Source organism: Promicromonospora iranensis, from assembly GCF_028994805.1.
GTDB classification, from domain to species: Bacteria; Actinomycetota; Actinomycetes; order Actinomycetales; family Cellulomonadaceae; genus Promicromonospora; species Promicromonospora iranensis.
On record NZ_JAJQQP010000020.1, the window covers coordinates 13,682 to 37,219 of the forward strand.

29 protein-coding genes and 2 tRNA genes are annotated in these 23,538 nt (G+C 68.1%); 15 read left to right on the forward strand and 16 right to left on the reverse strand.

All coding sequences use genetic code 11. From position 1 onward, the window contains the following. A complete protein-coding gene (locus tag LUM46_RS25505) occupies positions 1-522 on the forward strand; it encodes a hypothetical protein (RefSeq protein WP_274998038.1) in 522 nt (173 codons plus the stop codon). A 17-nt stretch (positions 523-539) separates the two neighbouring features. On the opposite strand, the gene LUM46_RS25510 is transcribed toward LUM46_RS25505, so the two are convergent. Next, positions 540-743, reverse strand: coding sequence for a sigma factor-like helix-turn-helix DNA-binding protein (locus LUM46_RS25510; protein ID WP_274998040.1), 204 nt, complete (start codon positions 741-743; stop codon positions 540-542). Between the two features lie 68 nt (positions 744-811). On the opposite strand from LUM46_RS25510, the gene LUM46_RS25515 reads away from it, so the two are divergent. After that, complete coding sequence (locus LUM46_RS25515; protein ID WP_274998041.1) at positions 812-949, forward strand: hypothetical protein; 138 nt, start codon at positions 812-814, stop codon at positions 947-949. Positions 950-1,453: 504 nt separating this feature from the next. Here the strand turns inward: LUM46_RS25515 and LUM46_RS25520 are convergent. The 4 genes from LUM46_RS25520 to LUM46_RS25535 all read right to left on the reverse strand — a co-directional run bounded on the left by LUM46_RS25520 (position 1,454) and on the right by LUM46_RS25535 (position 4,945). Then, positions 1,454-1,798 (reverse strand): DUF7660 family protein, encoded by a 345-nt coding sequence (locus LUM46_RS25520; RefSeq protein ID WP_274998042.1) that lies wholly within the window; start codon positions 1,796-1,798, stop codon positions 1,454-1,456. 520 nt (positions 1,799-2,318) lie between these two features. Further along, positions 2,319-3,221, reverse strand: a complete 903-nt coding sequence (locus LUM46_RS25525; RefSeq protein ID WP_274998043.1) for a phosphotransferase — start codon at positions 3,219-3,221, stop codon at positions 2,319-2,321. Between the two features lie 21 nt (positions 3,222-3,242). Next, positions 3,243-3,704 carry a glycine-rich domain-containing protein gene (locus LUM46_RS25530; RefSeq protein ID WP_274998044.1) on the reverse strand — a complete coding sequence of 154 codons (462 nt, stop codon included), beginning with the start codon at positions 3,702-3,704 and terminating at the stop codon, positions 3,243-3,245. Positions 3,705-3,823: 119 nt separating this feature from the next. Then, entirely contained in the window at positions 3,824-4,945 is a 1,122-nt protein-coding gene (locus LUM46_RS25535; RefSeq protein WP_274998045.1) for an HAD family hydrolase, read from the reverse strand. A 505-nt stretch (positions 4,946-5,450) separates the two neighbouring features. On the opposite strand from LUM46_RS25535, the gene LUM46_RS25540 reads away from it, so the two are divergent. Next, positions 5,451-6,659 carry a helix-turn-helix domain-containing protein gene (locus LUM46_RS25540; protein ID WP_274998046.1) on the forward strand — a complete coding sequence of 403 codons (1,209 nt, stop codon included), beginning with the start codon at positions 5,451-5,453 and terminating at the stop codon, positions 6,657-6,659. Between the two features lie 24 nt (positions 6,660-6,683). Here the strand turns inward: LUM46_RS25540 and LUM46_RS25545 are convergent, their stop codons facing one another. The 7 genes from LUM46_RS25545 to LUM46_RS25575 form a co-directional block, all read right to left on the reverse strand. Next, entirely contained in the window at positions 6,684-7,205 is a 522-nt protein-coding gene (locus LUM46_RS25545; protein WP_274998048.1) for a flavoprotein, read from the reverse strand. A gap of 213 nt (positions 7,206-7,418) precedes the next feature. After that, complete coding sequence (gene cutA, locus LUM46_RS25550; protein ID WP_274998049.1) at positions 7,419-7,760, reverse strand: divalent-cation tolerance protein CutA; 342 nt, start codon at positions 7,758-7,760, stop codon at positions 7,419-7,421. 110 nt (positions 7,761-7,870) lie between these two features. Further along, positions 7,871-8,677 carry a hypothetical protein gene (locus LUM46_RS25555; protein ID WP_274998050.1) on the reverse strand — a complete coding sequence of 269 codons (807 nt, stop codon included), beginning with the start codon at positions 8,675-8,677 and terminating at the stop codon, positions 7,871-7,873. Between the two features lie 863 nt (positions 8,678-9,540). Continuing rightward, the gene (locus LUM46_RS25560) at positions 9,541-9,915 is read right to left on the reverse strand and encodes a helix-turn-helix domain-containing protein (protein WP_274998051.1); all 375 of its coding nucleotides are present in this window, start codon (positions 9,913-9,915) and stop codon (positions 9,541-9,543) included. Between the two features lie 107 nt (positions 9,916-10,022). Beyond that, positions 10,023-11,417, reverse strand: coding sequence for a site-specific integrase (locus LUM46_RS25565; RefSeq protein ID WP_274998052.1), 1,395 nt, complete (start codon positions 11,415-11,417; stop codon positions 10,023-10,025). Between the two features lie 191 nt (positions 11,418-11,608). Next, positions 11,609-11,679: transfer RNA gene (locus tag LUM46_RS25570), tRNA-Gly, on the reverse strand. Between the two features lie 226 nt (positions 11,680-11,905). Next, the gene (locus tag LUM46_RS25575) at positions 11,906-12,028 is read right to left on the reverse strand and encodes a hypothetical protein (RefSeq protein ID WP_274998054.1); all 123 of its coding nucleotides are present in this window, start codon (positions 12,026-12,028) and stop codon (positions 11,906-11,908) included. Positions 12,029-12,072: 44 nt separating this feature from the next. Here LUM46_RS25575 and LUM46_RS25580 point away from each other — a divergent pair, with 44 nt between their 5' ends. From LUM46_RS25580 to LUM46_RS25595, 4 genes are all read left to right on the forward strand, one after another. After that, positions 12,073-12,636, forward strand: a complete 564-nt coding sequence (locus LUM46_RS25580; RefSeq protein ID WP_274998055.1) for a LacI family DNA-binding transcriptional regulator — start codon at positions 12,073-12,075, stop codon at positions 12,634-12,636. 134 nt (positions 12,637-12,770) lie between these two features. Further along, a complete protein-coding gene (locus tag LUM46_RS25585; RefSeq protein ID WP_274998056.1) occupies positions 12,771-13,421 on the forward strand; it encodes a PAS and ANTAR domain-containing protein in 651 nt (216 codons plus the stop codon). A 171-nt stretch (positions 13,422-13,592) separates the two neighbouring features. Continuing rightward, on the forward strand, positions 13,593-14,279 hold the full coding sequence (locus tag LUM46_RS25590) for a PAS domain-containing protein (protein WP_274998057.1): 687 nt from the start codon (positions 13,593-13,595) through the stop codon (positions 14,277-14,279). A gap of 166 nt (positions 14,280-14,445) precedes the next feature. Then, a tRNA-Pro gene (locus LUM46_RS25595) sits at positions 14,446-14,522 on the forward strand. A gap of 421 nt (positions 14,523-14,943) precedes the next feature. On the opposite strand, the gene LUM46_RS25600 is transcribed toward LUM46_RS25595, so the two are convergent. Continuing rightward, positions 14,944-15,621: a dienelactone hydrolase family protein gene (locus LUM46_RS25600; protein WP_274998058.1), complete on the reverse strand. Its 678-nt coding sequence runs from the start codon at positions 15,619-15,621 to the stop codon at positions 14,944-14,946. A gap of 399 nt (positions 15,622-16,020) precedes the next feature. Between LUM46_RS25600 and LUM46_RS25605 the strand changes: the two genes are divergently transcribed. After that, positions 16,021-16,530, forward strand: coding sequence for a hypothetical protein (locus LUM46_RS25605; protein WP_274998059.1), 510 nt, complete (start codon positions 16,021-16,023; stop codon positions 16,528-16,530). A 746-nt stretch (positions 16,531-17,276) separates the two neighbouring features. Then, entirely contained in the window at positions 17,277-17,510 is a 234-nt protein-coding gene (locus LUM46_RS25610; protein ID WP_274998060.1) for a hypothetical protein, read from the forward strand. Positions 17,511-17,517: 7 nt separating this feature from the next. On the opposite strand, the gene LUM46_RS25615 is transcribed toward LUM46_RS25610, so the two are convergent. After that, the gene (locus LUM46_RS25615; RefSeq protein ID WP_274998062.1) at positions 17,518-17,679 is read right to left on the reverse strand and encodes a hypothetical protein; all 162 of its coding nucleotides are present in this window, start codon (positions 17,677-17,679) and stop codon (positions 17,518-17,520) included. 54 nt (positions 17,680-17,733) lie between these two features. Between LUM46_RS25615 and LUM46_RS25620 the strand changes: the two genes are divergently transcribed. From LUM46_RS25620 to LUM46_RS25635, 4 genes are all read left to right on the forward strand, one after another. Continuing rightward, positions 17,734-17,973 (forward strand): DUF305 domain-containing protein, encoded by a 240-nt coding sequence (locus LUM46_RS25620; protein ID WP_274998063.1) that lies wholly within the window; start codon positions 17,734-17,736, stop codon positions 17,971-17,973. Positions 17,974-18,059: 86 nt separating this feature from the next. After that, positions 18,060-18,368, forward strand: a complete 309-nt coding sequence (locus LUM46_RS25625; RefSeq protein WP_274998064.1) for a DUF6221 family protein — start codon at positions 18,060-18,062, stop codon at positions 18,366-18,368. 162 nt (positions 18,369-18,530) lie between these two features. Continuing rightward, positions 18,531-19,286 (forward strand): CHRD domain-containing protein, encoded by a 756-nt coding sequence (locus LUM46_RS25630; protein ID WP_274998065.1) that lies wholly within the window; start codon positions 18,531-18,533, stop codon positions 19,284-19,286. Between the two features lie 5 nt (positions 19,287-19,291). After that, positions 19,292-20,014: a class F sortase gene (locus LUM46_RS25635; RefSeq protein WP_274998066.1), complete on the forward strand. Its 723-nt coding sequence runs from the start codon at positions 19,292-19,294 to the stop codon at positions 20,012-20,014. 50 nt (positions 20,015-20,064) lie between these two features. Here the strand turns inward: LUM46_RS25635 and LUM46_RS25640 are convergent, their stop codons facing one another. Both LUM46_RS25640 and LUM46_RS25645 read right to left on the reverse strand, forming a co-directional pair. Next, on the reverse strand, positions 20,065-20,841 hold the full coding sequence (locus LUM46_RS25640; protein ID WP_274998067.1) for a class I SAM-dependent methyltransferase: 777 nt from the start codon (positions 20,839-20,841) through the stop codon (positions 20,065-20,067). Between the two features lie 73 nt (positions 20,842-20,914). Further along, complete coding sequence (locus LUM46_RS25645) at positions 20,915-21,835, reverse strand: metal ABC transporter substrate-binding protein (protein ID WP_274998068.1); 921 nt, start codon at positions 21,833-21,835, stop codon at positions 20,915-20,917. 318 nt (positions 21,836-22,153) lie between these two features. Here LUM46_RS25645 and LUM46_RS25650 point away from each other — a divergent pair, with 318 nt between their 5' ends. Then, on the forward strand, positions 22,154-22,711 hold the full coding sequence (locus LUM46_RS25650) for a hypothetical protein (protein WP_274998069.1): 558 nt from the start codon (positions 22,154-22,156) through the stop codon (positions 22,709-22,711). Positions 22,712-22,975: 264 nt separating this feature from the next. Next, positions 22,976-23,536, forward strand: a complete 561-nt coding sequence (locus tag LUM46_RS25655; RefSeq protein WP_274998070.1) for a hypothetical protein — start codon at positions 22,976-22,978, stop codon at positions 23,534-23,536. The last annotated feature ends 2 nt before the right edge of the window (positions 23,537-23,538 follow it).

Sequence of the window (23,538 nt, forward strand, 5' to 3'; positions counted from 1 at the left end):
GTGGGCGACGCTCAGCGCAGGTCACCATGGACGGTGCGGCAGAGACAGCTTGGTCAAGTCGATTACGCCGCGAGGGCGCTGCGAAACCTCGTACCTCATCTGGCTAACCCAGACCTGGACGGCGTGCTGTACAACGCGTGCCTCGAGTCGTTCTTCATTAACGTGCGCTCCCTGACCGAGTTCCTACAGAAGCGGGGCAACAAGAGCAAGGACATCTGGATCGCAGACATCTTGCCAACCTGGGAATGTGAGCCCGGCGAACTCGGCGTGCGGCTAAGGCGCTGGTGGGATTTGGCTAGTCAGCAGGTGGCACACTTCGGCCTATCGCGCACTGAGCCCACCGACGAGCCCATAACGCTGCAAACCTGCGAGCAGATGCGTGACGACGTGCTGACGGTCTACCGCCGATTCCGCAAGGAACTCACGGAGTTCCTGGACGAGCTCCCGGTCGATGACGAGCGGAGCCGCATGCGGACGGGCAGTGCTTTCGACCCGAGTGAGGACGACGGATATCGGCTATAGGCACGGGGGAAGTTTCGCTACAGGCTTGGATCGAACCCATCCAACCGCCGACGCCGATGACTATCGCGCAGCGTCACGCCAGCTTCCTTTAGCCGGGCACGGATGTTGCTGGCCGAGACACCGTAGTAATCCGCGATCTGTGGGGCGGTCCAGCCTTGCTCGTAGCGGGCGACCGCTTCGGCGACTCGGCTTTCTGGTAATTCTTGCTTGCGCATCGTCACGCCCGCGTCCTTGAGCAGCCCCAAGACCGTGCTCTTGCCGACGGAATATCGCCGACACAGTTCAGGGGTTGGCGTCCCGCCACATCGACGCCAACGGCTTCCATCACGTCGTCTTGATCGTCGGGGAAGGTAAGCGCGACAGCAGCGGCACCGTTGCCACTGTCGACGGCCACGTCACAGATCTCACCATCGATCTCATGCCCTGAATTGCGGACGAGTTCGTGCCACGGATGTGCCACGCATGAGCCCCGTGCCACGTGCGTGCCACGCTTCGAATGTGCCTGGGCGGGCGCGGTTGCGCACCAGCGAGCATCGGTGCCAGCCTCGACGGCGAGCCCGCAGACCCGCGAGATTTCAACGATCCTGCTGGTCGCGGACTCGCCACAAGAACAAGAACCAGACGGTCCGGTTGTAGAGCGTGGACTCGGCACCCCCAGAAGAGGCCAGTGGTTCGAATCCAAGCTCCGGAGATGAAATCCCGGCTTGGTCAGGGCGCTCCGGTCGGGCGGACCTTCTTCCTCGCCTGTAAGATGTCTGCCCTAGATTGTGGCCTCCCAGCGGCCCGCGCGTCGTCAGAGGGCCCCCTTCGTTGAGTGATTCAGGTCCGACTTGTGAGTCCGGTGCCGAGGTCGCGCAGATACCGGCTCGTGGTCCGCGATGGCTGGCTTCTCCATTACGTGCACTACCGCGTGTCGACGCCTTGCCGAGGGTCACTCGTAGACCGTCGCGGCCCGGAGGGCGTCATTGACGACTTCCCAGCCGTTCTGTGGCGGATGACGGGGATAGTGCCCCTCGGAGTCCTCGATCCACCCGGCGAGTGCTTCGAGGTACTCGTGCAGTGTCGGGTTGGACCACGGTGTACCCGACGCCGATTCGATCGCCAGGGCTCGGGCGGTCTCGACCACGGCCCGCTTGCCGGAACCGAAAGGGGCCGAGGGGCATCCGCCAGCGTCACACTCCTCGTCGACGTCGAACTCGCCGTGCTCAAACTCGTAGTGGAAACACACGTAATGCATCTGCTCGAAAATGTCGTACTCGGCAGCGCTGACGGCCACGCGTCGGTGGCACCGACGGCACAGGAGCTCCATCCGGCGATCATGGCAGAGTGGGGTGCCCCCCGGCGGGCCCCGCCACCGCGACCGAGAGGGCGGGACCTGTTGTCCTGCAGCGGTGTGATCGCGACGACCTTCCATGAGTTCGTCGCGATTGACCGTGAGCATGAGTCCATGCGCCTGGTCGTCGCGTCGGACGACTAACCTGCGACTGCCTGTGAGTGCCGAGTGGGCAACGAGGCGAACGGGTAGCCTCAGCGTGGAGCAGACACGAGTCCTGCTTGTCGAGAATCACGACAGATCCGTCGCAGTTCCCAGCCACTGCCTTCGTGGTGGCGGCACACCCGGCCCGCTTCCCCCACAGTTCCCCCAAGGCGCCAAGCCGAACGGAGAACCAGGAGGTCAGGGCCACATGACACGCTTCAACGTCTGAGCCGGAACTGGACTTTCGGGAGCGTCAGAACTCAATTCGAGCGATCTCCGATGGTTCCTGGGTCAGATGCGTCCGAGCACGGCAAAGCAGCTAGCTCGAAGACAACCGGTGCTGAATCCAGAGCCGTGCGCCGCGAACAGCCGCCTCTCGATGCGGGCTTGGGTACTCGACGGCAAGACGGTGCCACTGGCCGTAGATGGTTGCGGCGAACGCCGTGATGGCGTCCCCTGTTGCGCTGGCGTGCTGCATGCCCCAGGTACGGGACACGAGGTGCTCGGCCTCGGCTGGTTGGTGCCCCTCGCCGATCAGCCGGGGAATGAGTAGTGCGGCGTCGACCCAGGGTGGTCCGGTCCGGGACCAGGCCCAGTCGATCAGACGGACCTGGTCGCCGTGCACGAGCAGGTTGAGCTGGTGGATGTCGCCGTGGACCAGGGAGTCCCCAGCCAAGATGCTTTGCACCTCGTCATCGAAATGGATCAGCAGGTCTAGGTGCTGCTTCTCCCACGCGTCGAGCCCGTCCGCGTGGTTGTCCGCGAGCCACCGCCAACCGGCCAAGCGCGCGTACCTCTTTCGGAGCGGCGACACACCAGGAGCAGGGCTCGGGCTGAGTTGTTGCGCGAGGCGCGATAAGGCCTCGGCCACGGCTGGGACGTCCGGTGATCCGGGTGTGAAGTCGGCGTGCTCGCCGGGCACGGTCTCGTACCCGGCGAGCAGCCATCCCTCGGTGCGCACGACCCACAGCAGCCGCGGCGCCTCGTGCACCGCGTCCCGCAGTCGGGAGTTGATCTGGATCTCGTGCTCGTGCACGGTGACCAGCCGCTCGTAGTCGGGAACGCCCTTGACGAACACCGTCCCGTCGGCCGTGTGCAGGAACGCGGCGAAGGTCGAGTTGCGTCCTGCCGACGGCCCCTCAGCACGCAGCACCGGTCCGCACTCCGCCTCGACGGCGTGGCGCAGGGCGGTGGGCAGTTCCTCCCATGAGCGGCGGTGCATCGTGCTCTCCTCAGTGGTTGGTCACGGTGCGGTGGAGCTGGTGCAGCCCTGGTGGCACTGCGAGCAGACGACCGAGTGCGCCGTCGGCCACAGGTCGGTGTCGACGTAGAACCCGGCCTCGGCGATGGCGTCCACGGTGTACTGGATCGCCTCGTGAGCGGACTCGCCCTGGGTGGACGGGTCCTGGGGGTCGGTGGGCACGTGGTGCAGGAACCGGCCAGCGATCCGTTCGCAGAACGCAGCGTAGTCAACCGTGTGCAGGATGAACTCGTGCCACCCCGGGTCAACCTCCTCCGACGGCGAGAGCGGTCGGCCCTGATGGGTGACGGCGGTGCCCAGGAACGCGAGGGCCTGGTCCATGACTCGGGCCGCCATGGTCAGGTCGTGGTCGTTCTCCTCAGCGACCCGCTGAACGAGCCGGTGGAACAGGTCCGGCTCGACGAGCGACCGTCCCTCTCGCAGCTCGCGTGCGGTGGTGGTCATGTTGCTTCCTCCTCGTTGTAAGGGGTGGTGCTGGACAGGCCCGCCAGAAGCGGGCTTGCGGCTGGGCAGTGATGAAGGGGTCTGGGGCGCCACCCAGCCGCAAGATCAATGGGGAGCGGCTATGGGCGGCTCAGGGGAAGTTCGAACCCGGCCGGGCCGTCACCGGTGACGCTGCGCCATTGCGCGCGACGGCGGCCCTCGTCGCCACGCGGGTAGGGCAGGCCGGCCTCGAGCGTTGCGGTCTCGATCGCACGCATCGTGATGCCCACGCCGGACGGAATCGGTGCGTGTCTCACCCAGCGGCCGTCCTGGAGGGTCCACGCCTCACACCGGCACAGGTCCGATCCGGCGCCGTGCCATACCCGCAGCACGACCGGCCCGGGCGCCGTCCGCTCGGCGGTGACGATCTGCGCCGCAAGAGGCGAGCGTGAACCGTCCACAGGAGGAACGAGGGAGGCCAGGATAGGCAGGGCGCCAGCTTGGTGGATGGAGCCCGTGGTTTCGTCGGCGGCGCTGCGCACGATCGCTGGGGCGTGTCCCATTGCGACCGAGCGTTCTGCCCAGGCCAGCATGTCGAGGTCGTTGACGCCGTCGCCGACCGCCACAGTGCGGTCGGTAGGGATGCCGAGGTGGTTGCGGATGACGTCGAGGGCGACAGCCTTGTTGACGCCGGGTGCCGTTATGTCGAGCCAGTCCGCCCGTTGCGCGGCCACGGTGACCCCGGTGGCGCATAGAGCGTCGGTATAGCGGCGGAGATCAGCGGCACTGAGCGCGATCCGAGTCGCGGGTTCGGCCATCAGGTCGGCCAGAGGGACAGTTTTCTGCTGCCCATTGAGTTCATCCGGCTCGAACGGGCTGCTGGTGCGCCACCCCCATCCGACCTCCTCAACCGCGACACGCACGCCCGGTGCGACGTTCAGGGCTCGGCTGATGACGGGTGCGGGGTCAAAGGTGCGCGCCTCGATGCCGTCGTAGCCCGACGGCGCGGCCCCGTCCAGATGAACCGTCAAGGCACCGTTGGAGCACACAGCCCACCCCTGCGTGAGTCCCAGCCTGGTAGCGATCGGCAGCAGCCCGGCCAGCGATCTGCCTGTGGCGAGCACGACCTCATGGCCTGCCGCACGGACCAGGTCCAGAGCCTCGACGGTGCCAGACGGAACGTGCCGATCGCTGTCGATCAGCGTGCCGTCGATATCGAGAGCAACAAGGACGCGAGCGGTGGTGGCAGTCACAGCGCTCATCGGGCCACTACCTTCCGCAGCGCCGATCGCACCTGGACCTCCAGGCCACCGCGCTCACCAGTCCACAGCGTGTGCCCGGGAACAAACATCCGGTGGTCCAAAGGGGACTCACATCCCAGGATCTGCACGAGCTGCTCACCCCGGTTGAGGTCGGTGGGCTGCAGACAGATCCGACCGCGCCTCAACGTCACGATCTCAACGAGAGCTGGCCCGACCAACCGAAGACTTTCGGCCGCTATGCCCATAGCCAACATGAGCGAATCCACGGCGGTCGACGTGTCGTCCTGACGGTGAAGTTGAAGGCCCATCGTTGCTCCCCCTACGCACCCGCAGTCAGCTGTGCTGGTCATGTGCCCGACGATCACGGGCCGCCCAGGGCCTACTCTCGGTGTCCCGGAAGACCCGGGAGTGACACACTCGCGTGTCACCTGGCGCTAGCGCTCGGCTGGGCCGTTCGCGCGGTCTAGGCTCACGAAGGTCACGCTCCCGGAGCAGGGATCAAACGATGAACGAAGACGAGGCGATCGGCCGGCGCATCGCGCACTTCCGCAAGGCGCGAGGGATGACGCAGGTTGCGCTGGCCCAGCAGGCATCGATCAGCCTGTCGCTGCTGCGCAAGGTGGAGCAGGAGTCGCGAGAGGCGACCTCCGTCCTAATCGCCGCTGTGGCGAAGCCTCTTGCGGTCGACGTGACGACACTGACCGGGCAGCCCTACGACCTCGACGGGCCGCACCGTGACGCGATCCACGGACTGATCCCGCCGGTCCGGCGCGTACTCAACTACTGGGATGTACCCCCTGACTTGGAGACACCACCTCGTCCCAGAGCCGAGATCCTTGCGGACGCACGCGCCGTGGCCCATCTGCGCCAGGCGGACCGCAACGTGCAGGCACTCGCGCGGGTACCCGCTTTGCTCATGGAGATGACTGCCGCCATCCACGCGACGACAGCGGCACCGGAGAAGGAGCAACTGTTCGATGCCGTTGCGACGGTGCTGCACCCGACCATGTCGATTCTGCACGCCACTGGGTACGACGACCTGGCCACGATCGTGGCCGACCGTATCGCCTGGACGGCAGCCCAGTGGGGCAGGCCTCTCGCGGTCGGCCTCGCCGCTCATACCCGCACTTCATCGATGCTTCGCCACGGGACATACGACGTCGGGCTGCGGCTGATCGACAGCGCCAGATCCGTGCTCGACGCCGAACCCACGCGAGAGGTGGCAACGCTGCGGATGATCGGGTCCCTGCACCTACGGTCTGCGGACCTGTCCGCGCGTGCCGGTAGCGCCGCAGGTGCGAGCGCACACATCGCCGAGGCACGGGACATCGCCGAACACCTGCGGGTCGAGACGGACCACCTCTGGCGCAATCTCGCGTTCGGTCCCACGAACACCGGGTTCCATGACGTGGCAACGGCCATCGAGCTCGGTGACGGGCCTCGGGCGCTTACCATCGCTCGCGATCTCCGTATCCCCGACGGGTTCCCGCCGACTCGGACCGGGCATCACTTCATGGACATCGCCCGGGCCTATCTCTGGCAGGGCCGCCATGACCAGTCGCTGGCGAGCCTTCAGCGGGCTCGGGAACTTGCTCCGCAGCAGACGCGCCACCACCCGACCACCCGTGAAGTGCTGCGCATGCTCATCCGTGCCCACCGGTATGTGAACAAGCCGTTGGCTCGGTTCAACGCCTGGATTGGCGCGAGCACCTGACGGCTCGCGGTCCGAAGGTGCGCTTTACGTGTCCGCGGGCGTGAGCGTGTCCAGGATCTCTTCCCAAGGAAAGTCATCCGCGGCGCCCACGCCCGACTCGTGTGGCTCGCTCGGGCCGATCACGACGTTCACGCCCCACTCCTTGAGGGTCGCCAGGCTGCCCTGGTAGGTCGGGTGGTCAGCGAACTTCACGTTGATATACGGCCCGGCGGTGATCGGGATGTCACGGCCGATCTGTTCCGCCAACCGGGTCAGCACATAGGTGTCAGCGATGCCGAGCGCCCACTTCGTGAGCGTGTTGTAGGTCGCCGGGGCCACGATCACGGCATCCGGGTCAGGTAGCGAGTACCCGACCGTGGTGTGGAAGTCCGTCCGCACCGGACGCCCCAAGTACTCCGCGATCTGCTCCATCGCTTCGGGGAAGCTGCTCACCGCCTGCTCAGTGGCCAGAACATGCACGTCCCAGCCTCGCTCGGTAGCCAACGGCAGAAGCCGCGACGGTACCTGCCGGGTCGCTCCAGCAGCGGCCACCACGACGTACAGCACACCCAGGCTCATGGTTCTGAGGCTACTGTGTTCCGCCTTGTAGCCGGGCGCTCGGCGTTCGTCATGGGAGCCGAGGATGAAGGCGACAGGCGACGAGATAATGTGCGCACTCTGACCTGCACCGATACGGCCGCACACCCTGGTGTGCGGCCAACTTGGTGTGCGCAGAGCGTGCGCTCGGTCGTTACCCTCTCGGGTCGAACGCGCGCATGATCACTCCTGCTGTGTCTCGTTCTGCACCCACTCGAGGTACTTCTGGTGTCCGCCGATCACGGGCGTCACCAGAACCTCCGGGGCATCGTAGGAGTGCTCACGCACGATGTACTCGGTGAGCCGGTCAGCGAGGGCGGCAGTGGTCTTGAACGTGACGCGCCATTCCTTGTCCTTCTGAACCGCGCCGTCCCACCGGTACACGCTCGTGACCGGGCCCTCGGCCTGCGCGCATGCCGCGAGCTGTGCATCGACAGCCGACGAGGCGAGAGCCTCGGCCTCCTCGACGGCATCAAACGTTGTGGCCACCTGCACGAACTCGACGTCGACCGGGTTGCTCGCCATACGACGAGCGTACTGGCGTCCTCCCGCCGTCTCCCACGGCGACTTTGGCCGAGCACTATCCTCCGGCGTGTGGAGACCGAACTCTGCGGATAATGTCGATGTGAGAGCTGCTACAGGCTGACGTAGTTGTCGGTGAAGTACCCGTCGCGTCGTGCGCGGCTGGGCGAGAAGTAGATGCGGACGTCGAAGTGTTCGTCGATCACCACGCTGGCTTGTCGGTCGCGGTCGAAGTCGTGTAGCACCAGTCCTCCCAGGCTCAGCGCGCTGGACGGGCCACTGTCTCCCGGCGGTCGTTCGGGCCACCAGAAGGTCTCGATCTGAGAGATTGTGCGCGGACCGCGCCGGCGCCAGTGGCGAGTGACGTTCCAGATCCGGGCCTGGTGCAGGTGGTTGGGTATGAGCGGCTCGGCCGAGATCCCGAGGCCAGTGCTGTGTCCCTGCTGTTCCCAGATCACCGACCAGGTCGAGCCGTCGTCGAGGTCGAGCTCCAGGCCGTGCCCGACGGTGTCTCGGTCACCCTCGTGCCAGTACGGGTGCTCGCTCTCATAGTCCAGGTCCGCGTAGCGCACCGCCGTGACGGCTCTACCTGTCAGCACCTGTCGCAGAGCGTCTGTGACCATGGCGGCGTCGGCGCCGTTCGTGACCCAGGCCGTCCAGCGGAGCAACGGGCGCGCCCAAGCCGCCGGCGTCGGCTCCTTACCTGGGAGGCCGGCGACTTCGTACAGCCGACGAGCACATGTTCGGCAGTCGGAGCGCCCACGACCGCTGAACGGATGCCGGTAGACCTCGACCAGATCCGGCGACAACCCGCAGAACGTGGCGCCGTCATCGGTGACGCCGTGCTCCTCACCACGCTGCTCGCGATCGACGACGAGCCGCGCGACTGCCGTCCAGGGGCCGTCGGCGTCGATGATCATCTGTACCCTCCCTCGGTCCGAGCACAGGCGGTGAGCCGGAGAGTACAGGGCTTGGCTGACGCTGATCCGCGCCGCACCTGCCAGTGCTCGGGCAAACCGACAACAGAGCCGTCACGGGTCCGATCACCGAGGGATGCCCCGGACTCGCCCTCGAAGACGAATGTCTGCGCCGAGGGGACCGTTGGGCGTCGAAGTGGTGTGTGCATTTGACCTGCACGGATACGGCCGCACACCCTGGTGTGCGGCCAATTTGGTGTGCGCAGAGCGTGCGCTCGTCCGTCACCCTCGACGCATGGATATGTACTCGCACGCAGTCCGCCAGGTGAAGGCCACCGGATGGAGCCCGCTAGCCCAGCTGTTGGGCCATGCCCAGGCACGAACACGCGTTGAGATCCACGTTTCGGCTGTCAGCAATGCCCACGAGTTGGGGGACATGCGGTCGCCCAGTTCACAGCCATGTCCCCCACCCGGGACGCGCCGAGAAAAGCTGCGTTGGGGGACGCCAAGTAGTACCTCGACAGGTACAGGTGGCGTGCACAATCGCGAGCATGGGACAGGCAGGTGCAGATGTATGCGGGATAACTCGGACGTGCGCGGTGGTGGCAAATTGCCACCACCGCGCGACCTGCGGGTTTGCTCCGGCATGCCGCGCGGCCAGAGCCGGGCTGTCGTCGGCCACCAGGGAAAATCTGGACACGTACGGTGGTGCCAATTTGGCACCACCGCGTGACCTGGGCTTCTACCTGAACGACACGCGCGGTACAGCCCGATCCGGCTCTGGAGAACAAAACGGATAATTATGGTTCCGCCAGTTTAACGGGACCGTACGACCTGGGCGAACGCCCCGGCGCGCAGTGCTGGGCCTACCCCGTGCAGGTCTCGATGTAGACCTCCACCGCAGACCGTCGCACCACGACCCGTCGGCCGATCCGAGTTCCGGTTAGCAGCCCGCGCCGCACCAGCTCCCCAGCCGTCCACGACGAGACACCGAGATACGCACCGATGTCCTCGTACGTCAGGTACGGATCCTCTGGGTCGCCCGCTTGCTCGGCCAGGTACCGGTCCAGCACCGACCGCCGTACCCGCAGCCGGCCACTGATCCGCGCGCATGGCCCCACGCGTCCGCGCCGCACCAGTTCGCCGAACCACCAGCGAGACACTCCCAGTACCTCGGCGGCCTCGGCCGACGTGAGCAGGGGATCGTCAACAGCAAACGGCAGTACACCCTGGGTATCCATCGCTGACTCCTGTCCGATCGCGGTCATCGATAGGTAGGTGTGCACGAACTCCCAAGCACCGGCCGCTGTCCGGCTCCACGGGGAGCGCCGGGCAGCGGCCGGCACCCTCACCCGCTCAGCCCAGGGAACTCCACGACATTCGACGCCCGCCTCGCTGCCTGGATCTCGGCCATCCGCGCCGCCAGCCGCTCGTCGCCGTCGTCCGTGGCGTGCTGGTAGACCATGGCGGCGGCGACCGTCGAGTGCCCGATGCGCCGCTGCAGTTCGGCCAGCGTCGCCCCCGCCTCGGCGGCGCGGGTCGCCGCCAGGTGCCGCAGGTCATGCCAGCGGAGCTCAAGAGGCGCCCCAGCGCGCCTCTTGGCCCGAGAGAACATCGACGAGCGGTTCCCACCACGTACCGGACGCCCGGCGGCGGTCGCGAACACCAGGGCCCGCGGACCTGGCCCGGTGTAGCGGTCGAGGTGGGCTAGGAGGACCCGGGCGGCTTCCGGAGGCAGGTGCACCTTGCGGCGTCCAGCGTCGGACTTGGGCGGGCCGAACGCGACCGGCTCGCCCGGCACGTCCACGAGCGTCTGGCGCACGTTGAGCCGCACACCGCCCTGCGGCGTCCGCTCGACGTGCTGACGTTCGAGCGCGAACAGCTCGCCCGCCCGCAGGCCAGAATGCGCAGCGACGATCACGGCCGCGCGGTACCGCTCGGACGGTCCGTCGAAGGCCGCCGCGATCGCATCCACGACGGTGTCACCGGGGACCACACGCTCCGCCGGTCGGGTCTGGCCCGCGCCCCGGATGCTGCACGGGTTCGCCTCGATGAGTCGGTCCCGCACCGCGTCGCCGCAGATCGTCCGAAGCAGCGCGTAGGCGTGCGCCGCCTGGGTGCGGCCGGTCACCGTCCCGGCATGCCGGGACTCGACCAACGCGGCGGCGGGCGAACCGGCAGATCGCCACGCCTGCCACACCGCCGCCGGCATCCGCCCGGAGTCGCCTACCGGCAGGCCAGTGGAACGCGCCCACGCCCGCACGTGCGCCGCCTCGCTCGGCCCACCACCACGTGCCAGCCACTCCGCAGCAGACGCCGCCGTCGCCACCAACAGTGCTGCGTACCACTCGCTCACCATGGTGTGCGACAGCGACCGCAGGGGGAGCGAGCCGAGGTCTAGCTGCCGCGCACCGCCCGGGCTCGGCAGCGGCGTCAGGATCCAGCGCCGCAAGAGCCGCTCGTAGCCGTCGAGGGTGGAGGGCTTGAGGTCGCGTGTGGCGAGCCACCGCTGCGCGTACTCCCGCAGCGGCACGTCGCCCGTCTCAGGCTCGCGGTACGTGCCTTGATAGACGTCGCTGAGCACGCGAGCCAGGGCAGCGTTGGCCGCCTTCTCGGACTCGAACGTGCCGATCGGACGACGCACGCCGTCGGGCCCGGTGTACCTGGCCTGCCAGCGGTTCGGGCCGCGCTGCCGGATGTTGCCGTAGGCGCGACGGATGCTGCGGCGGGGACGCTTGGTCATGCTTCGAGGTGTGCGCGCGCTCCCAGAGGGAGCGTCCTGCGGATCAGGTGAAGCGGACATTGTGGCTCCGGCTCCTGGCCCTGCCGCAAGCGACTTAGGGCCATTTAGGGCCAGCCGGCGCCGCCTCCAGCCCTCCAGAATGCACGAAGCCCAGGTCAGAAACTTATCCTGACCTGGGCTTCCGCACTCTGAGCGGGCGACGGGAATCGAACCCGCGTAATTAGTTTGGAAGACTAAGGCTCTACCATTGAGCTACGCCCGCACGACCATGCCTCGCAGCACGGTGCGGTCGATACCTTAGCAAACCTCGCGCCCCCCGAGCGGCACGAGAGAGCATGACACGCGCCGCCGTTGATCACCTGGGCAGTCGGATCACCCCTTCACCGACCCCGACGCCAGCCCTGCGACGTAGTACCGCTGCAGCGCCACGTACAGGATCACGCAGGGGATCATCGCGATGACGGACCCCGCCGCGAGCAGCCCGAAGTTCACCTGTCCGTACGCCCCGGTTGCAGGTTCACCAGCGGCACCGGCAGCGTGTACAGGCTGGAGTCGGTCAGGAACGTCAGCGCCCCGAGGAACTTCGTCCACGACGCGAGGAACGGGTACAAGGCAGCAGTAGCCGCCGTCCGCCGACCCCGACGACGCCTCGGTGGTGCCCGACGACGCCGCCGGCATGCGGCTGCTGGTCGAGCACCTGGTCGAGCGCGGCCGCCGTCGGGTCGCCTACGTGGGCGGACGCGCCGAGGAGGCGGCGTCCGTGGTGCGGCACGACACCCTGGTCGCGGAGCTGCGGTCGCGCGGCCTGGAGCTCGTCGGCCCGCCGCTGTACGGCGACTGGTCGGAGCAGTGGGGGCGGCGCGCCGTCGACCTGGTGCTGGGGCCCGCCGGGGCCTCCGCCGGCGGCCCCACCGGGGGAGCGGGCGAGGTGGACGCGATCGTGTTCGCCTCCGACCAGCTGGCGCGGGGCGGCTGCGACCGCCTCCGGGAGCACGGCCTGCGGGTGCCCGACGACGTCGCCGTGACCGGCTACGACGACTGGGAGGTCATGTGGCTCGCGAGCCGACCCCCGCTGACCACCGTGGACATGCAGATGGAACGGCCCGGGCAGCGGGCCGCTGAGCTGTTGATCGCGGCGATAGAGGGGGATCCGGCGCACGGCGTCGAGCGGCTGGCACCGCGGTTGGTAGTGCGGGCCTCGACGCTGGGGAACGGGTAGTCGCACCGGCCCGGCTCGATGGCACGTAGAGGAATTTCACCTCAGGACTTTCCGCAGAGACGCTTTCGAGGATACGGTCAGGGTGAGTCAGGCAGCGGCTCATCGGCGCAGGTAGCGACGAGGAAGGCTGCTGCATGACCGCAGAATCGACCAATACCGGGCGTGCCCTCACGCCCGGTGCGAACCACCTCACGGGGCGTTACAGGTACGACCTGGCCACGCAACAGTGGTGGTGGTCGGACGAGACGTTCCGCATCCACGGCTTCGAGCCCGGTGACGTGGTGCCGACCATGACGCTCGTCCTGGCGCACAAGCACCCGGAGGACCGCCCCCGGGTGTCGCGGATGTTCGAGGGCGCCGCGGTGACGGGCGCGCCGTTCAGCAGCGTCCACCGCATCATGGACGCTCGCGGCCGCGAGCGGACGCTGACGGTGGTCGGGCAGGGTCGGCTCGATCCCGACACGCGCCACGTGTCCGAGCTGGTGGGCTACTTCGTCGACGTCACCACTGCGGTCCAGGAACGGGCCGGCAAGGCGGCGTCGGTGTCCATCCGCGCCTCGGCCGCCACTCGCGCTCCCATCGAGCAGGCGAAGGGCATCGTCGCGTTCGCGCTGGACGTCGACGTCGACGAGGCGTTCGAGCGGCTGCGCAGAACCTCCAACCACACGAACGTCGCCGTCCGCGACGTCGCGCGGCGCATCGTCGAGCTCACGGCGAATGGCAGCTCCGCGGCGGACGTGGCCGAGATCCTGGGTGCGACGGCGCCCGGGGCGCCTCAGCGCTGATCACCGCCCGTCACGATGCCGGGCCGTGCCGAACTGGCACGGCCCGGCTTTTGCCACATGTGTCCGACGGCTTTGCCGCATGTGCCCGGCGGCGCGATATTCTGACCTCCACCAGGTCCTGTGTCCCCTGCGAGGGGCATCGGCCGCACGACCTAGCCCCAGAGGACCTCCGTGACCACTGCACCGTCAGCCGGCCGATCGCCGCTGGAGAACGAACTCGAGCAAGCTCTCGCGACAGGCGCCAAGCCGCCGGTCGGGCGGTACGAGCTCGACCTGGCGACCGGCACGTGGGAGTGGTCCGACGAGGTCTACGAGATGCACGGCTTCGAGCCGGGCGAGGTGGTGCCGACGACGCCGCTGATCCTGTCGCACAAGCACCCCGATGACCGTGAGCGGGTCGACGGCGTCCTACGGCGTGCGGCCGAGACCGGCGAGCCGTTCAGCTCGGTGCACCGCATCGTGGATGCCAAGGGCAGGACCCGCACGCTGGCCGTGACCGGTCAGGGGCGGCGTACCTTCGCGACCGGCCGCGTGAACGAGCTGTTCGGGTACTTCATCGACGTCACGGAGGCGCAGCGGAAGGCTGCGGCCCGCGAGGCGACGGCGTCGATCAAGGCGTCGGCGGAGCAGTGGTCGGGCATCGAGCAGGCCAAGGGCGTGCTCATGGTGATCTACGGCATCGAGGAGGAATCGGCGATGAACGTGCTGCGTGAGGCGTCCAACCGGTCAAACCTCGCCGTCCGCGACCTCGGCTACTCGCTGGTGCACCTGTTCTCCGGCTCGGACGTCACCGTGGTTCCGACCAAGGAAGCGATCGAGGAGTTCCTCGCGGACCCCATCCCGCCGGGCGACCTCTGACGCGTGGTGGTCACGGCGCTGCGTGCGGCGCCGGAGGGTGGCGCGAGCAGAGCTGTTGCGTGGGCGGAATGAGCCGGAACTGTCCGTGCGAATCCGTTACGATCTCTCCTACGTGCGTACGGAGTGTTCGTGCGGGTCGCGCGGGGCGTACGGTGTCCGTGGACGACGGGCTGTGGCGCAGCTTGGTAGCGCATCTGCTTTGGGAGCAGAGGGTCGCTGGTTCGAATCCAGTCAGCCCGACCAGGGAAAACACGGTGGGGGAGTAGTTCGCTCCCCACCGTGTTCCCCACCAGGACGCCGTTCATGCTCGCACCTGGTAGGCCGTCAGAGCCGCCAGGTCCGCCGTTGGGACTCCTGGCACCGGTGGACCACCCTGGCGATGGTCGCCCACGCCTTCCTCACCGTCCTCCCGGTGGTGGTGAACGATGCCGAACGCGTCGCCGACGGCGGTTCAGGCATGGTCGCGATCACCCTCGGCGAGGCCCGGCGGCTGTTCACCAGACTCCTGACCCGAGCTACGACCACGCTCCAGCACATCCTGTCCTGGTCCCGGTGGCGCCTACGGCACCAGCGCGGCGCCCGTAGGGCCCACTATCAACGACGCGAAGGCAGCATCACCGCAGCCCACCGGCCCAATCTACGGATTTAGTACTAGAGAGTGACGTCAGGAGCTGCCCGCGGTGCCGAGGTGCCGGGCGAAGAACCGGACGGAGCTGTCGATTTCGAAGGACGGGACTCGATAGTGGCTGCCTGGGTTGGCGTGCAGGGTCTTCTCGGTGGAGCCGAGTGCGTCGAACAGCTTCATGACGGAGTCCCGCGGACTGCCTTCGTCGTCCCACTGCAGCACGAACTCGACCGGGATCGTGATCCGCGCTGCGTCATCGGTGAGCCACTCGCTTCCGATGAGGCCGAGGACCGCGGCCGTGATACGCGGTTCGGCCGCGACGAGGCGGATGCCCATCTCACCGCCCTGGGACAGGCCGTAGTACCCAACGGGCTGATTGTCGCCGACGGAGTCCAGTTTCTGGAGTGCGTCCAGGGTGGTCTGCCAGTCGGGCACAAGCTGTGACGCCACGGTTTCGCAGAGAGCAGGCCACGCTGGGCCGGCGGGCTCGCCGGCGGCCTCTCGTTCCTGGAGGATCGCGACCAGCCGCTGGATCTCGGCGTGCTCCGGTCTGTCGCCGGTTCCCGGCGCGTCGATCGCGGCGACCGCGAAACCGCAGGAAGCGACGTAGGGGATTGCTCGGGAGAGAACGCCCCATTCCTTCTTGTGCTGGCCACCGCCGTGCCCGATCAAGACCAGCGGCCGGGGGCCGGTGCTAGCAATGGGCGTCCACAGCACTCCGGGTATGTCCCCGACAGAGAAGAGCTGCTCGCGGACGCCGTCAGCGAGAGTTTCTGAGGTTATACGCAAGCGTGCATGTCAGCAGAAAGGTCGCCGACGCCGCAACCGATTACACGTCGACCCGGCCAGCAGCCAGATCTACGGCTGTAGTACTAGCTGCTGCCCCGGCCGCCCGGGCCTGTGAGGACCTTCTTTACTGGCTTAAGGCGCCGCTTCGCGGCGCGTCCACTCCCGTCCGGGCGGAGCCCTGCGCTGCGGCGCTTCGCGCCGCCGCGCACCCCATTGCACCCCGCCCAGCGGACCGGACACCGAACGCGCGATGACCCGGAACCTAGTTCACCTCGTCTGGGCCGTCGTATGATCTGCTGTTGTGTCGGGCCGACGTGGAGACGCTGAGTGAGCGCAACAACCCTGTGCATCGACTTCATCACGTCCGGCCGACTGCTCGGTGCTGGCCTGGATTCCAATCCTGACGTCTGGGACCAGGCGTTGGGTGGCCCCGATTGGCCACTCATCGATGTGCGAGGGCGTCGAATGCGGCGCGACTACGGGCTTGTCGAAGTCTCGTTCGAGAAGTGGGACACGGACTGGAACTGCATCAACGCGAGCGTCCACGTGCATCGCCTGTGCGGCGAACGTTCACTGCTTGTGCCTCCGGAGGTCGACGCGACATACGGACCCATCGAACCTGTCGTGGCCTTCGCCGAGGTTCTGGAGGGGGCTCTGGCCAAGGGCGCCTTGGTCGAGCTGATCGCCGATCGAGACACAGAACTGCACTCTCGATACTGGTTCCCGAGGTCTGAGGTCATCGCCTCTGTTCAGGGGCTAGGCCATGACGTTCCAGGTTCCATCTGGTCGGCTGGTAGGGCGCGGGACGCTGTGAACTGGACGAGGCCCCACACCTGACTCGGGCGCCGCTGGTCACTTCGCACCTGATGCCTGCTGCGGGCGGCAGCCGAACACCAGAGCGGCAGTGAAACGCTCGTGTGGCCCCTGTCCCTCCGGCATCCAACGGCTCAACCGGGACCCTGACACTGAACCCGCCGACAGTGCACGTGTGCCAGGCGCGAAGTTTGTGAGCCGGCGCGGACGCGATAAAAGGCGATATGTCGGTATTCCTGTTGGTGAAAATGCTCACCCTCCGTTCACCCGTACTTATCGGGCTGAATTCGACGAAGTAGAAATAGCATCTAGACCACACGAAGATGTGTCATCCAATGATGGAGTTTTCCATGCCGAATTTCTGCGTGAACAAGAACGCGCAACCTGCGACGCGCGATCACGAAATCCACAACGTCGACTCCCAGTGCAGGTACCTGCCCGCACCGGCGAACAGAACCAACCTTGGTTCGTTCGCGTCGTGCAGTGGTGCGGTCGCTGCAGCCAAGCAGTACTACGGTGACGTAAACGGCTGCGCTCACTGCGCGACGGCCTGCCACACGTCCTGAACTCATCACGGCCGTAAGGTCAACCAGCAGTGGCCGTGAGAACGTTCTTCACTGGCTCAAGGCGGGTCTCCTTAGCTCCGCGCCTGCGCGCAGATCGCCGCAACCCACCCGCTGGGCCGGGTGCACCAGCAAAAGGCCCGGAGGCTGAGTAGATCAGGCTCCGGGCCGGTCCGGTTCCACGACGTCAACCGCTACCGTCGCCCCATGACATTCGGCCGGGTGTTCGCCCTCGTCTGGGGGGTGGGCGCGATCGCCATGGGCTTGCGCGTGGCCTTGAACAGCGAGGCAATGGCGCGAGCGGCGCTCGAGCAACAGGGCAGCGAACCCGAGGCACGGAAGTCTCAGTGGGTGTACCCGTTCACGCGTGCTCTGGGCTGGGTCTTCGTTGTTGCCGGCATCGCAGCCGGGGTACTGGGGCTCGTCGGGGCGCTCGGCTGACCGTTCCCTACGTCGTGGGCAGGCCCAGGATCGACCGCACCGTCGTGGTGACGATCCCCGCGACGTCCGTGGTGTCGATACGTCCGGCACCGTTCTCCTCGGCAGCGCCGTGCAGGACGTAGTGCACGACGTTGACCAGCCACTCGATCGGCAGGTCCGTGCGGAACACGCCCTCTTGCTGCCCGCGCCGGATGAGCCCTTCGAGCCTCTCGCCCGGGCCTTCGTGGAGCTCGAGGATGTGGTGCTCGTCGGGGCGTTCGGGTTGGCCCGGACCGAGACGTTCGTGGGTGACGACGCGTTCCTGTCCTCGATGATCCCGCACCACCCGCGGGCGATCCTGGTCTGCGAGGAGGCTTCGCTCACGGACCCGGAGATCATCGAGCTCTGCGACTCGATCATCCGGAGCCAGCAGCAGGAGATCGACCAGATGAAGGACATCATCGAGCGGCGCTCCGGATCGTGACGCCGCATCGCACCACGCGGCCATGAGACGCGCTCGCCGTCGTCGTACAGCGCCGGGCGTGGGATGCGCGTGGAAGGATCCGCAGCATGATCATCACCGAGTTCCTGCTCGCCCGTGTCGCCGAGGACGAGGCGGCGGCGCAGGCAGCGCTGGACGACGCCCCGGACTCCAGCCTCTGGCGAGCGCGGGTGCTTGCCGAGTGCACGGCCAAGCGGACGATCGTGGAGGCGTTCGAGGAGCTCGGGAAGTTCCTGACGCAGTCGGACAACGGGGACGGGGACGTGGCGACCGGTGCGCGGGACATGTTCGCCGGGCTGATGATCGCGGTCCAGGCGCACGCCGGGGTGTACGCCGACCACCCGGACTATCGGCCGGCGTGGCGCCCACAGGTATGACGCTCGCCTCGTGACACCCGGTTACTGCCAGACCGAACCCCGCCCTCCACGCTCCCGCCGGAAACACGCCTGACGCGCGACCCATCCGGATCGTCCGCCGCTCCGAACCTCCGATGTCCTACTCAGGCGGCAGCATGCCGCTAGTACCAAGGAGGATCGGTTATGCGTACGTCACGACTCGCTCTCTTCGCCGCGACTGCGGCCCTGGTCGGCCTGCCCCTGGCCGCCGCGCCGGCCGGTGCGGCCGATGGTGATGAGCTCACTGCCGAGCTCACCCAGCTGAACGACTCCGGTGCCTCGGGTACCGCGTGGGCCACGGTCGACGGCACGAACGTCGAGATCAGCCTGGAGACCCAGGGGCTGCTCGACGGTGCCCCGCACGCTCAGCACATCCACATCGGCGGGCAGAACACGTGCCCGGCGAACGACAAGGAGGGCAACGGTTTCGAGGGCGCTCTGCAGACCAGTGACGGGGCTGACGAGTACGGTCCCATCGCGGTGACGCTGACCAAGGAGCCCGGTATGACGGGCGCCGAGCACGGTCTCGACGTCGCGGACTTCCCGGCCGAGGCCAGCTACTCCTACTCGCGGACCATCGAGGTTTCCCAGGAGGTGGCGCAGCAGGTCGCCAACGGTGACGGCGTGATCGTCGTCCACGGTGTCGACCATGACGGTTCCGGCGAGTACGACGGCGACACGAAGTCGGACCTCGATCCGGAGCTGCCGTCCGAGGCGACCGACCCGGCCGCTTGTGGTGAGCTGAACCCGGCTCAGATGGCCATGCCGCACGGTGGCGTCGAGACCGGTGGTTCCTCCACGTCCGGCGTCGAGTACCCGGCCGCCATCGGCTTCGGCACCCTGGCCCTGGCGCTCGGCGCCTTCGGCCTGGTCGCCGCCCGCCGTCGCGCGACCATCTGACGCACATGACGTCCGAGCAGCGCAGCGCACGCCGTCGCCCCAGCACACCGGTGGTGGTGGCGTGCGCTGTGCTGCTCGTCGTCGGTGGTGGCGCAGTGGCCTGGGCGGCAGCCCAGCAGGTGGGCCCTCCGCCGACGCCGCCCGCGGCAACGAGCGCCGAGCAAGAGGTTCCTGCGTCGAGCAGCGACCCGGACGCGTCCACCCGGCCGTCGGCGTCGGCATCGCCGGCCGCCGAGCCCGCACCGACCAGGTCCAGCGTGAAGCCCCTGCGCGCCTCGGAGCCCACAGCAGTTCGTATCCCGAGCATCGGCGTCGAATCGCCCGTCCACGGGCTCGGCCTCGACGAGGAGGGCCGGCTCCAGGTCCCCTCGGGAGAGCTCTACGACCAGGTCGCGTGGTACGACGGGTCGCCCAGCCCGGGCGAGGCCGGTCCCGCCGTCCTGGAGGGGCACGTGACCGGAGCGGGATACGCCCCCTCGGTCTTCTTCGAGCTCGGGGCGACGCGTCGAGGTGACCTCATCGAGGTGGACCGGGCCGACGGCAGTACCGCGACGTTCAAGGTCACGGAGGTCAAGAGCAGCCCCAAGGACGAGTTCCCCCGCGTCGACGTCTACGGCGCGACCGACGGGCCCGAGCTGCGGGTCATCACCTGCGGCGGCACCTTCGACAAGGAAGCTGGCCGTCACCTGGACAACGTGATCGTCTTCGCGAAGCTCGTCACGGGCTGAGCGCGCCGCCTCCGAGACGCCGGCTCGACGTCACACCGGCTGCTCGACGCTCACGATCGCCGCGCCCGTGCCGTACGTTCGCCGAGCGTGGTGCGCAGGTAGCCGACCGGCACCCGGAAGGCGCCGTCGGTGTCCTCGCCCGCCTCGTGCACCGTGGTGACCAGCTGTTCACGCGCTTCCGGCCATGCGGCGCCGAGGCTCTCGGCGCCGAGGATGATGGGCGCGCTGTGCTGTTCGAGCAGGCTCACGAACCGTTCGGGTGACTCGACGACCATGACGAACGACTCCTCGCTCACCCGGGCGCCAGGCCCCGCCACGGCGTGGATGCCGTCGGCGGTCTCGTGCCACGGTTCGGGCGCCGCGGGGAAGAAGGGCGCCAGCGTCTGTCGGACCTGGCCGAACAGGCCTGTCGCGGACCAGCTCGTGAAGACGATCTGGCCGCCGGGCCGGGCCAGGCGGCGCGCCTCTGCCAGGGCTGCGGCAGGGTCGGCGGCGAAGACGATGCCGAAGGTCGAGGTCACCACGTCCGCACACCGGCTCGGCAGCGGCACCTCCAGGACGTCGGCGGTCACCCAGGTGACCTCCACGCCTGCCCGGTCGGCGCGACGCGCGGCCTCCCGCAGCAGGGCGGGGGTCACGTCCACGCCGACCACGGACCGCGCCCCGCGCGCGGTGGCGGCGATCGCGGTCACCCCGGTGCCCGTCGCCAGGTCGACCACGTCGCGTCCCTGGAGCTCCAGCGACGTCGCGAGGTCGCGGCCGGGCTGCGCCCACAGGTCGCCGACGACGGCGTAGTCGCCGGTCGCCCAGAACTCAGCGGGATCCATGGGTACCTCCTGGAGCGTGGAGCAGCAGTCGCATCGTGCCTACCTTTCGAGGGGTGGAACCGGGGCGGTCAGGTCACCTTTCGCACACGAGCCCGTCCTGGAGCGCTGCCAGGTTCTCGCGCATGATGTCCAGGTAGTCGGCATCCGGATCGGACTGACCCTCGATGGGGTCCAGCTTGGCGGAGCGGATGCCGATGTCCTCCGCGAGTGCCTGCGCGACCTCCGGGCTCGTGATCACCTCGAAGAAGATCGTCCGCACGTCGTCGGCCCGGACCACGGAGCGCACGGCGCGTAGCCGGGCGGGGGAGGGTTCCGCCTCGGGGTCGATGCCCGAGATGCCGACCTGGACGAGGTCGTACCGCTGGGCCAGGTAGCCGAAGGCCTCGTGCGACACGACGAGCGTCGCCCCCGCGCACTGCGCGAGCCCGTCACGGTAGTCCTGGTCCAGGGTGTCGAGCTCGGCGACCAGGGCGTCGGCGTTGGCGGCGTAGTCGGCCGCGTGAGCGGGGTCGGCGTCGGAGAGCTCGGCGGCGACGCCCCGCGCGACGTCCGCCAGCCGAGCAGGGTCCTGCCAGAAGTGGGGGTCGAGCGCGGAGCTGTCCGACGGCGCCGCGTCGGCGCCGTCGGGCCCTGCCTCCAGCCCGGCCGCCTCGGCGGTGTCGAGCAGGCGCTCGGGCGGGTTGGCCGCCAGGGCCTCGTCCGTCGACGGCTGCATGCCCGAGAGGTACACGACGAGGTCGGCCTCGCCGATCTCGCGCACCCGCGCCGGCGAGAGCTCGATGCCGTGCGGGTCGGCTGCGGCGGGCGTGAGGTTCGTGACGTTCGCGTGCTCGCCGCCGACCCGCTCGGTGACGTACTGCAGCGGGTAGAAGGACGTGAGGACGTCGACCGTGTCGTCCGGTGCGGCAGGCGAGCACGCGGTGGTCGCCGTGAGGAGCAGCAGCGCGGCTGTCGTGGTGGACAACGGTCGGGCGCGGCGGTGAGCGGGGGGCATGCGGCTCCTGGGAGATGTGGCGGGTCGTCACCCTCGCTGAACGTGCAAGAACGGGGCATGGAGCGGCCGTGGCCGCGGCGCAGACCATATCAGAAGTGAGAATCATTATCAGTAAGGCCGGGTCGCCGGCCCATGCCTGGGGAGTCGGACCGACTCGACCGGCACGTCGTCGAGCTGCCGGTCGCCGGGCATCTCGAGCGGGTGAACTTGCGCGGAGACCTCTTGATAATGATTCTCACTCCTGCTTCACTCCTCGCGTGCGTGAGAATCGTTCTCATTTGTCCGGGTCCGGGCGCGCACCGAGATGGAGGAGACCACATGAGCAACGAGCGAAAGACCACGCGTCGGATCGCGGCGGCGCTGGTCACGATGGGTGCGACGGTCGGAATGGCGGGCGCCTTCGCGGCCCCCGCAGCGGCGGCCGACCGCACCTCGGGTCACTTCGATATCGCCGCGGAGGTCGAGTGTGATGCATTCGGCGAGGTGACCGACGTCGCGGTGCACGTGCACGAGCACGTCGGTGGTAGCGAGGTCGAGCTGCCCGCGGGTGACTGGCTGACCTTCACGAGCACGAGCGGACCCGAGGTCGGCTTCGCGGTGGAGCCGTCCGAGTCCTGTGGCGTTCTTGACGTCGAGTTCGAGCCGGCGCTGCTCGATTCGACCAGCACCGGCGGCACGGTCTCGGGCATCGGCGCGGCGGGCAGCATCTCGGCCAGCAAGACCAGCGCCTCCGGCAGCGTCGTGCTGGACGGTAGCGGCCACGAGGACCTGACCTGGTCCTTCAGCCGTACCGGCACGTACCTGCTGACGTTCGACGTGACCGTCAACGGCAGCGTCACGGTGTCGTCCGAGGACGTCCCGCTCAAGCGCGTCTGACCATACGGGAGGGCGAGCGGTTCGACCCCTGCACACTGCACGCAATCCTCGGCGTGTCGCGTGCATCTTGTAGGCGTCGTGCTGCTCGCCCTCCCGCTGTCGTACAGGGCGCCTTCCTCGGGCCCGGGCTCGCGTCCAGGGTGTGGGTGAACTTGACCGATCCCCTCTTGATAATGGTTCTCACTACTGCTTCACTCCTCGCGTGCGTGAGAATCGTTCTCATTTGTCCAGGTTCGGGCACGCGCCGAGGTGGAGGAGAGCCAGATGACGATCGAGCGAAAGACCGGACATCGGATCGCGACGGCGCTGGTGGCGATGGGCGCCACCGTCGGTATGGCGGGGGCGCTCGCGGCGCCCGCTGCAGCGGCCGACCGCACCGCGGGTCGCTTCGACCTGGTCGCTGAGGTGGAGTGCGATGTCTTCGGCCAGGTGACTGACGTCGAGGTGCGCGTGCACTCGCATGGCGACGGTGAGGACGGGGAGCTGCCCGAGGGCGACTGGCTGACCTTCACCGCCACGAGCGGGCCCTCGATGGATGTCGCGGTGGAGCCCGGTACGTCCTGCGGGCCTCTTGACGTGGAGTTCATGCCGATGACGCTGGACCCGTCAAGCACGGGTGGGACGGTCACGGCGACAGGAGCGACGCGCTCCTTCTCGTCCAGCAAGGTCGGCGCCTCCGGCTCCTTGATCCTGGACGGCGACGGGCGCGAGGCCCTCGACTGGTCCTTCACCAGCGTGGGCACCTACCTGCTGGCGTTCGAGGTGAGCGTCAACGGTGACCTGCCGGTGGTCTCCGAGGCGCTGCCGCTCAAGAACCTCTCCTGACC

Excerpts from the sequence above, each read along its gene's own strand:
- LUM46_RS25525 (WP_274998043.1), bottom strand. The coding sequence starts at position 3,221 with ATGCACCGCCGCTCATGGGAGGAACTGCCCACCGCCCTGCGCCACGCC.
- LUM46_RS25530 (WP_274998044.1), bottom strand. The coding sequence starts at position 3,704 with ATGACCACCACCGCACGCGAGCTGCGAGAGGGACGGTCGCTCGTCGAG.
- LUM46_RS25535 (WP_274998045.1), bottom strand. The coding sequence starts at position 4,945 with ATGAGCGCTGTGACTGCCACCACCGCTCGCGTCCTTGTTGCTCTCGAT.
- LUM46_RS25540 (WP_274998046.1), top strand. The coding sequence starts at position 5,451 with ATGAACGAAGACGAGGCGATCGGCCGGCGCATCGCGCACTTCCGCAAG.
- cutA (WP_274998049.1), bottom strand. The coding sequence starts at position 7,760 with ATGGCGAGCAACCCGGTCGACGTCGAGTTCGTGCAGGTGGCCACAACG.
- LUM46_RS25555 (WP_274998050.1), bottom strand. The coding sequence starts at position 8,677 with ATGATCATCGACGCCGACGGCCCCTGGACGGCAGTCGCGCGGCTCGTC.
- LUM46_RS25560 (WP_274998051.1), bottom strand. The coding sequence starts at position 9,915 with ATGGATACCCAGGGTGTACTGCCGTTTGCTGTTGACGATCCCCTGCTC.
- LUM46_RS25565 (WP_274998052.1), bottom strand. The coding sequence starts at position 11,417 with ATGACCAAGCGTCCCCGCCGCAGCATCCGTCGCGCCTACGGCAACATC.
- LUM46_RS25585 (WP_274998056.1), top strand. The coding sequence starts at position 12,771 with ATGACCGCAGAATCGACCAATACCGGGCGTGCCCTCACGCCCGGTGCG.
- LUM46_RS25610 (WP_274998060.1), top strand. The coding sequence starts at position 17,277 with ATGACATTCGGCCGGGTGTTCGCCCTCGTCTGGGGGGTGGGCGCGATC.
- LUM46_RS25625 (WP_274998064.1), top strand. The coding sequence starts at position 18,060 with ATGATCATCACCGAGTTCCTGCTCGCCCGTGTCGCCGAGGACGAGGCG.
- LUM46_RS25630 (WP_274998065.1), top strand. The coding sequence starts at position 18,531 with ATGCGTACGTCACGACTCGCTCTCTTCGCCGCGACTGCGGCCCTGGTC.
- LUM46_RS25635 (WP_274998066.1), top strand. The coding sequence starts at position 19,292 with ATGACGTCCGAGCAGCGCAGCGCACGCCGTCGCCCCAGCACACCGGTG.
- LUM46_RS25640 (WP_274998067.1), bottom strand. The coding sequence starts at position 20,841 with ATGGATCCCGCTGAGTTCTGGGCGACCGGCGACTACGCCGTCGTCGGC.
- LUM46_RS25645 (WP_274998068.1), bottom strand. The coding sequence starts at position 21,835 with ATGCCCCCCGCTCACCGCCGCGCCCGACCGTTGTCCACCACGACAGCC.
- LUM46_RS25650 (WP_274998069.1), top strand. The coding sequence starts at position 22,154 with ATGAGCAACGAGCGAAAGACCACGCGTCGGATCGCGGCGGCGCTGGTC.
- LUM46_RS25655 (WP_274998070.1), top strand. The coding sequence starts at position 22,976 with ATGACGATCGAGCGAAAGACCGGACATCGGATCGCGACGGCGCTGGTG.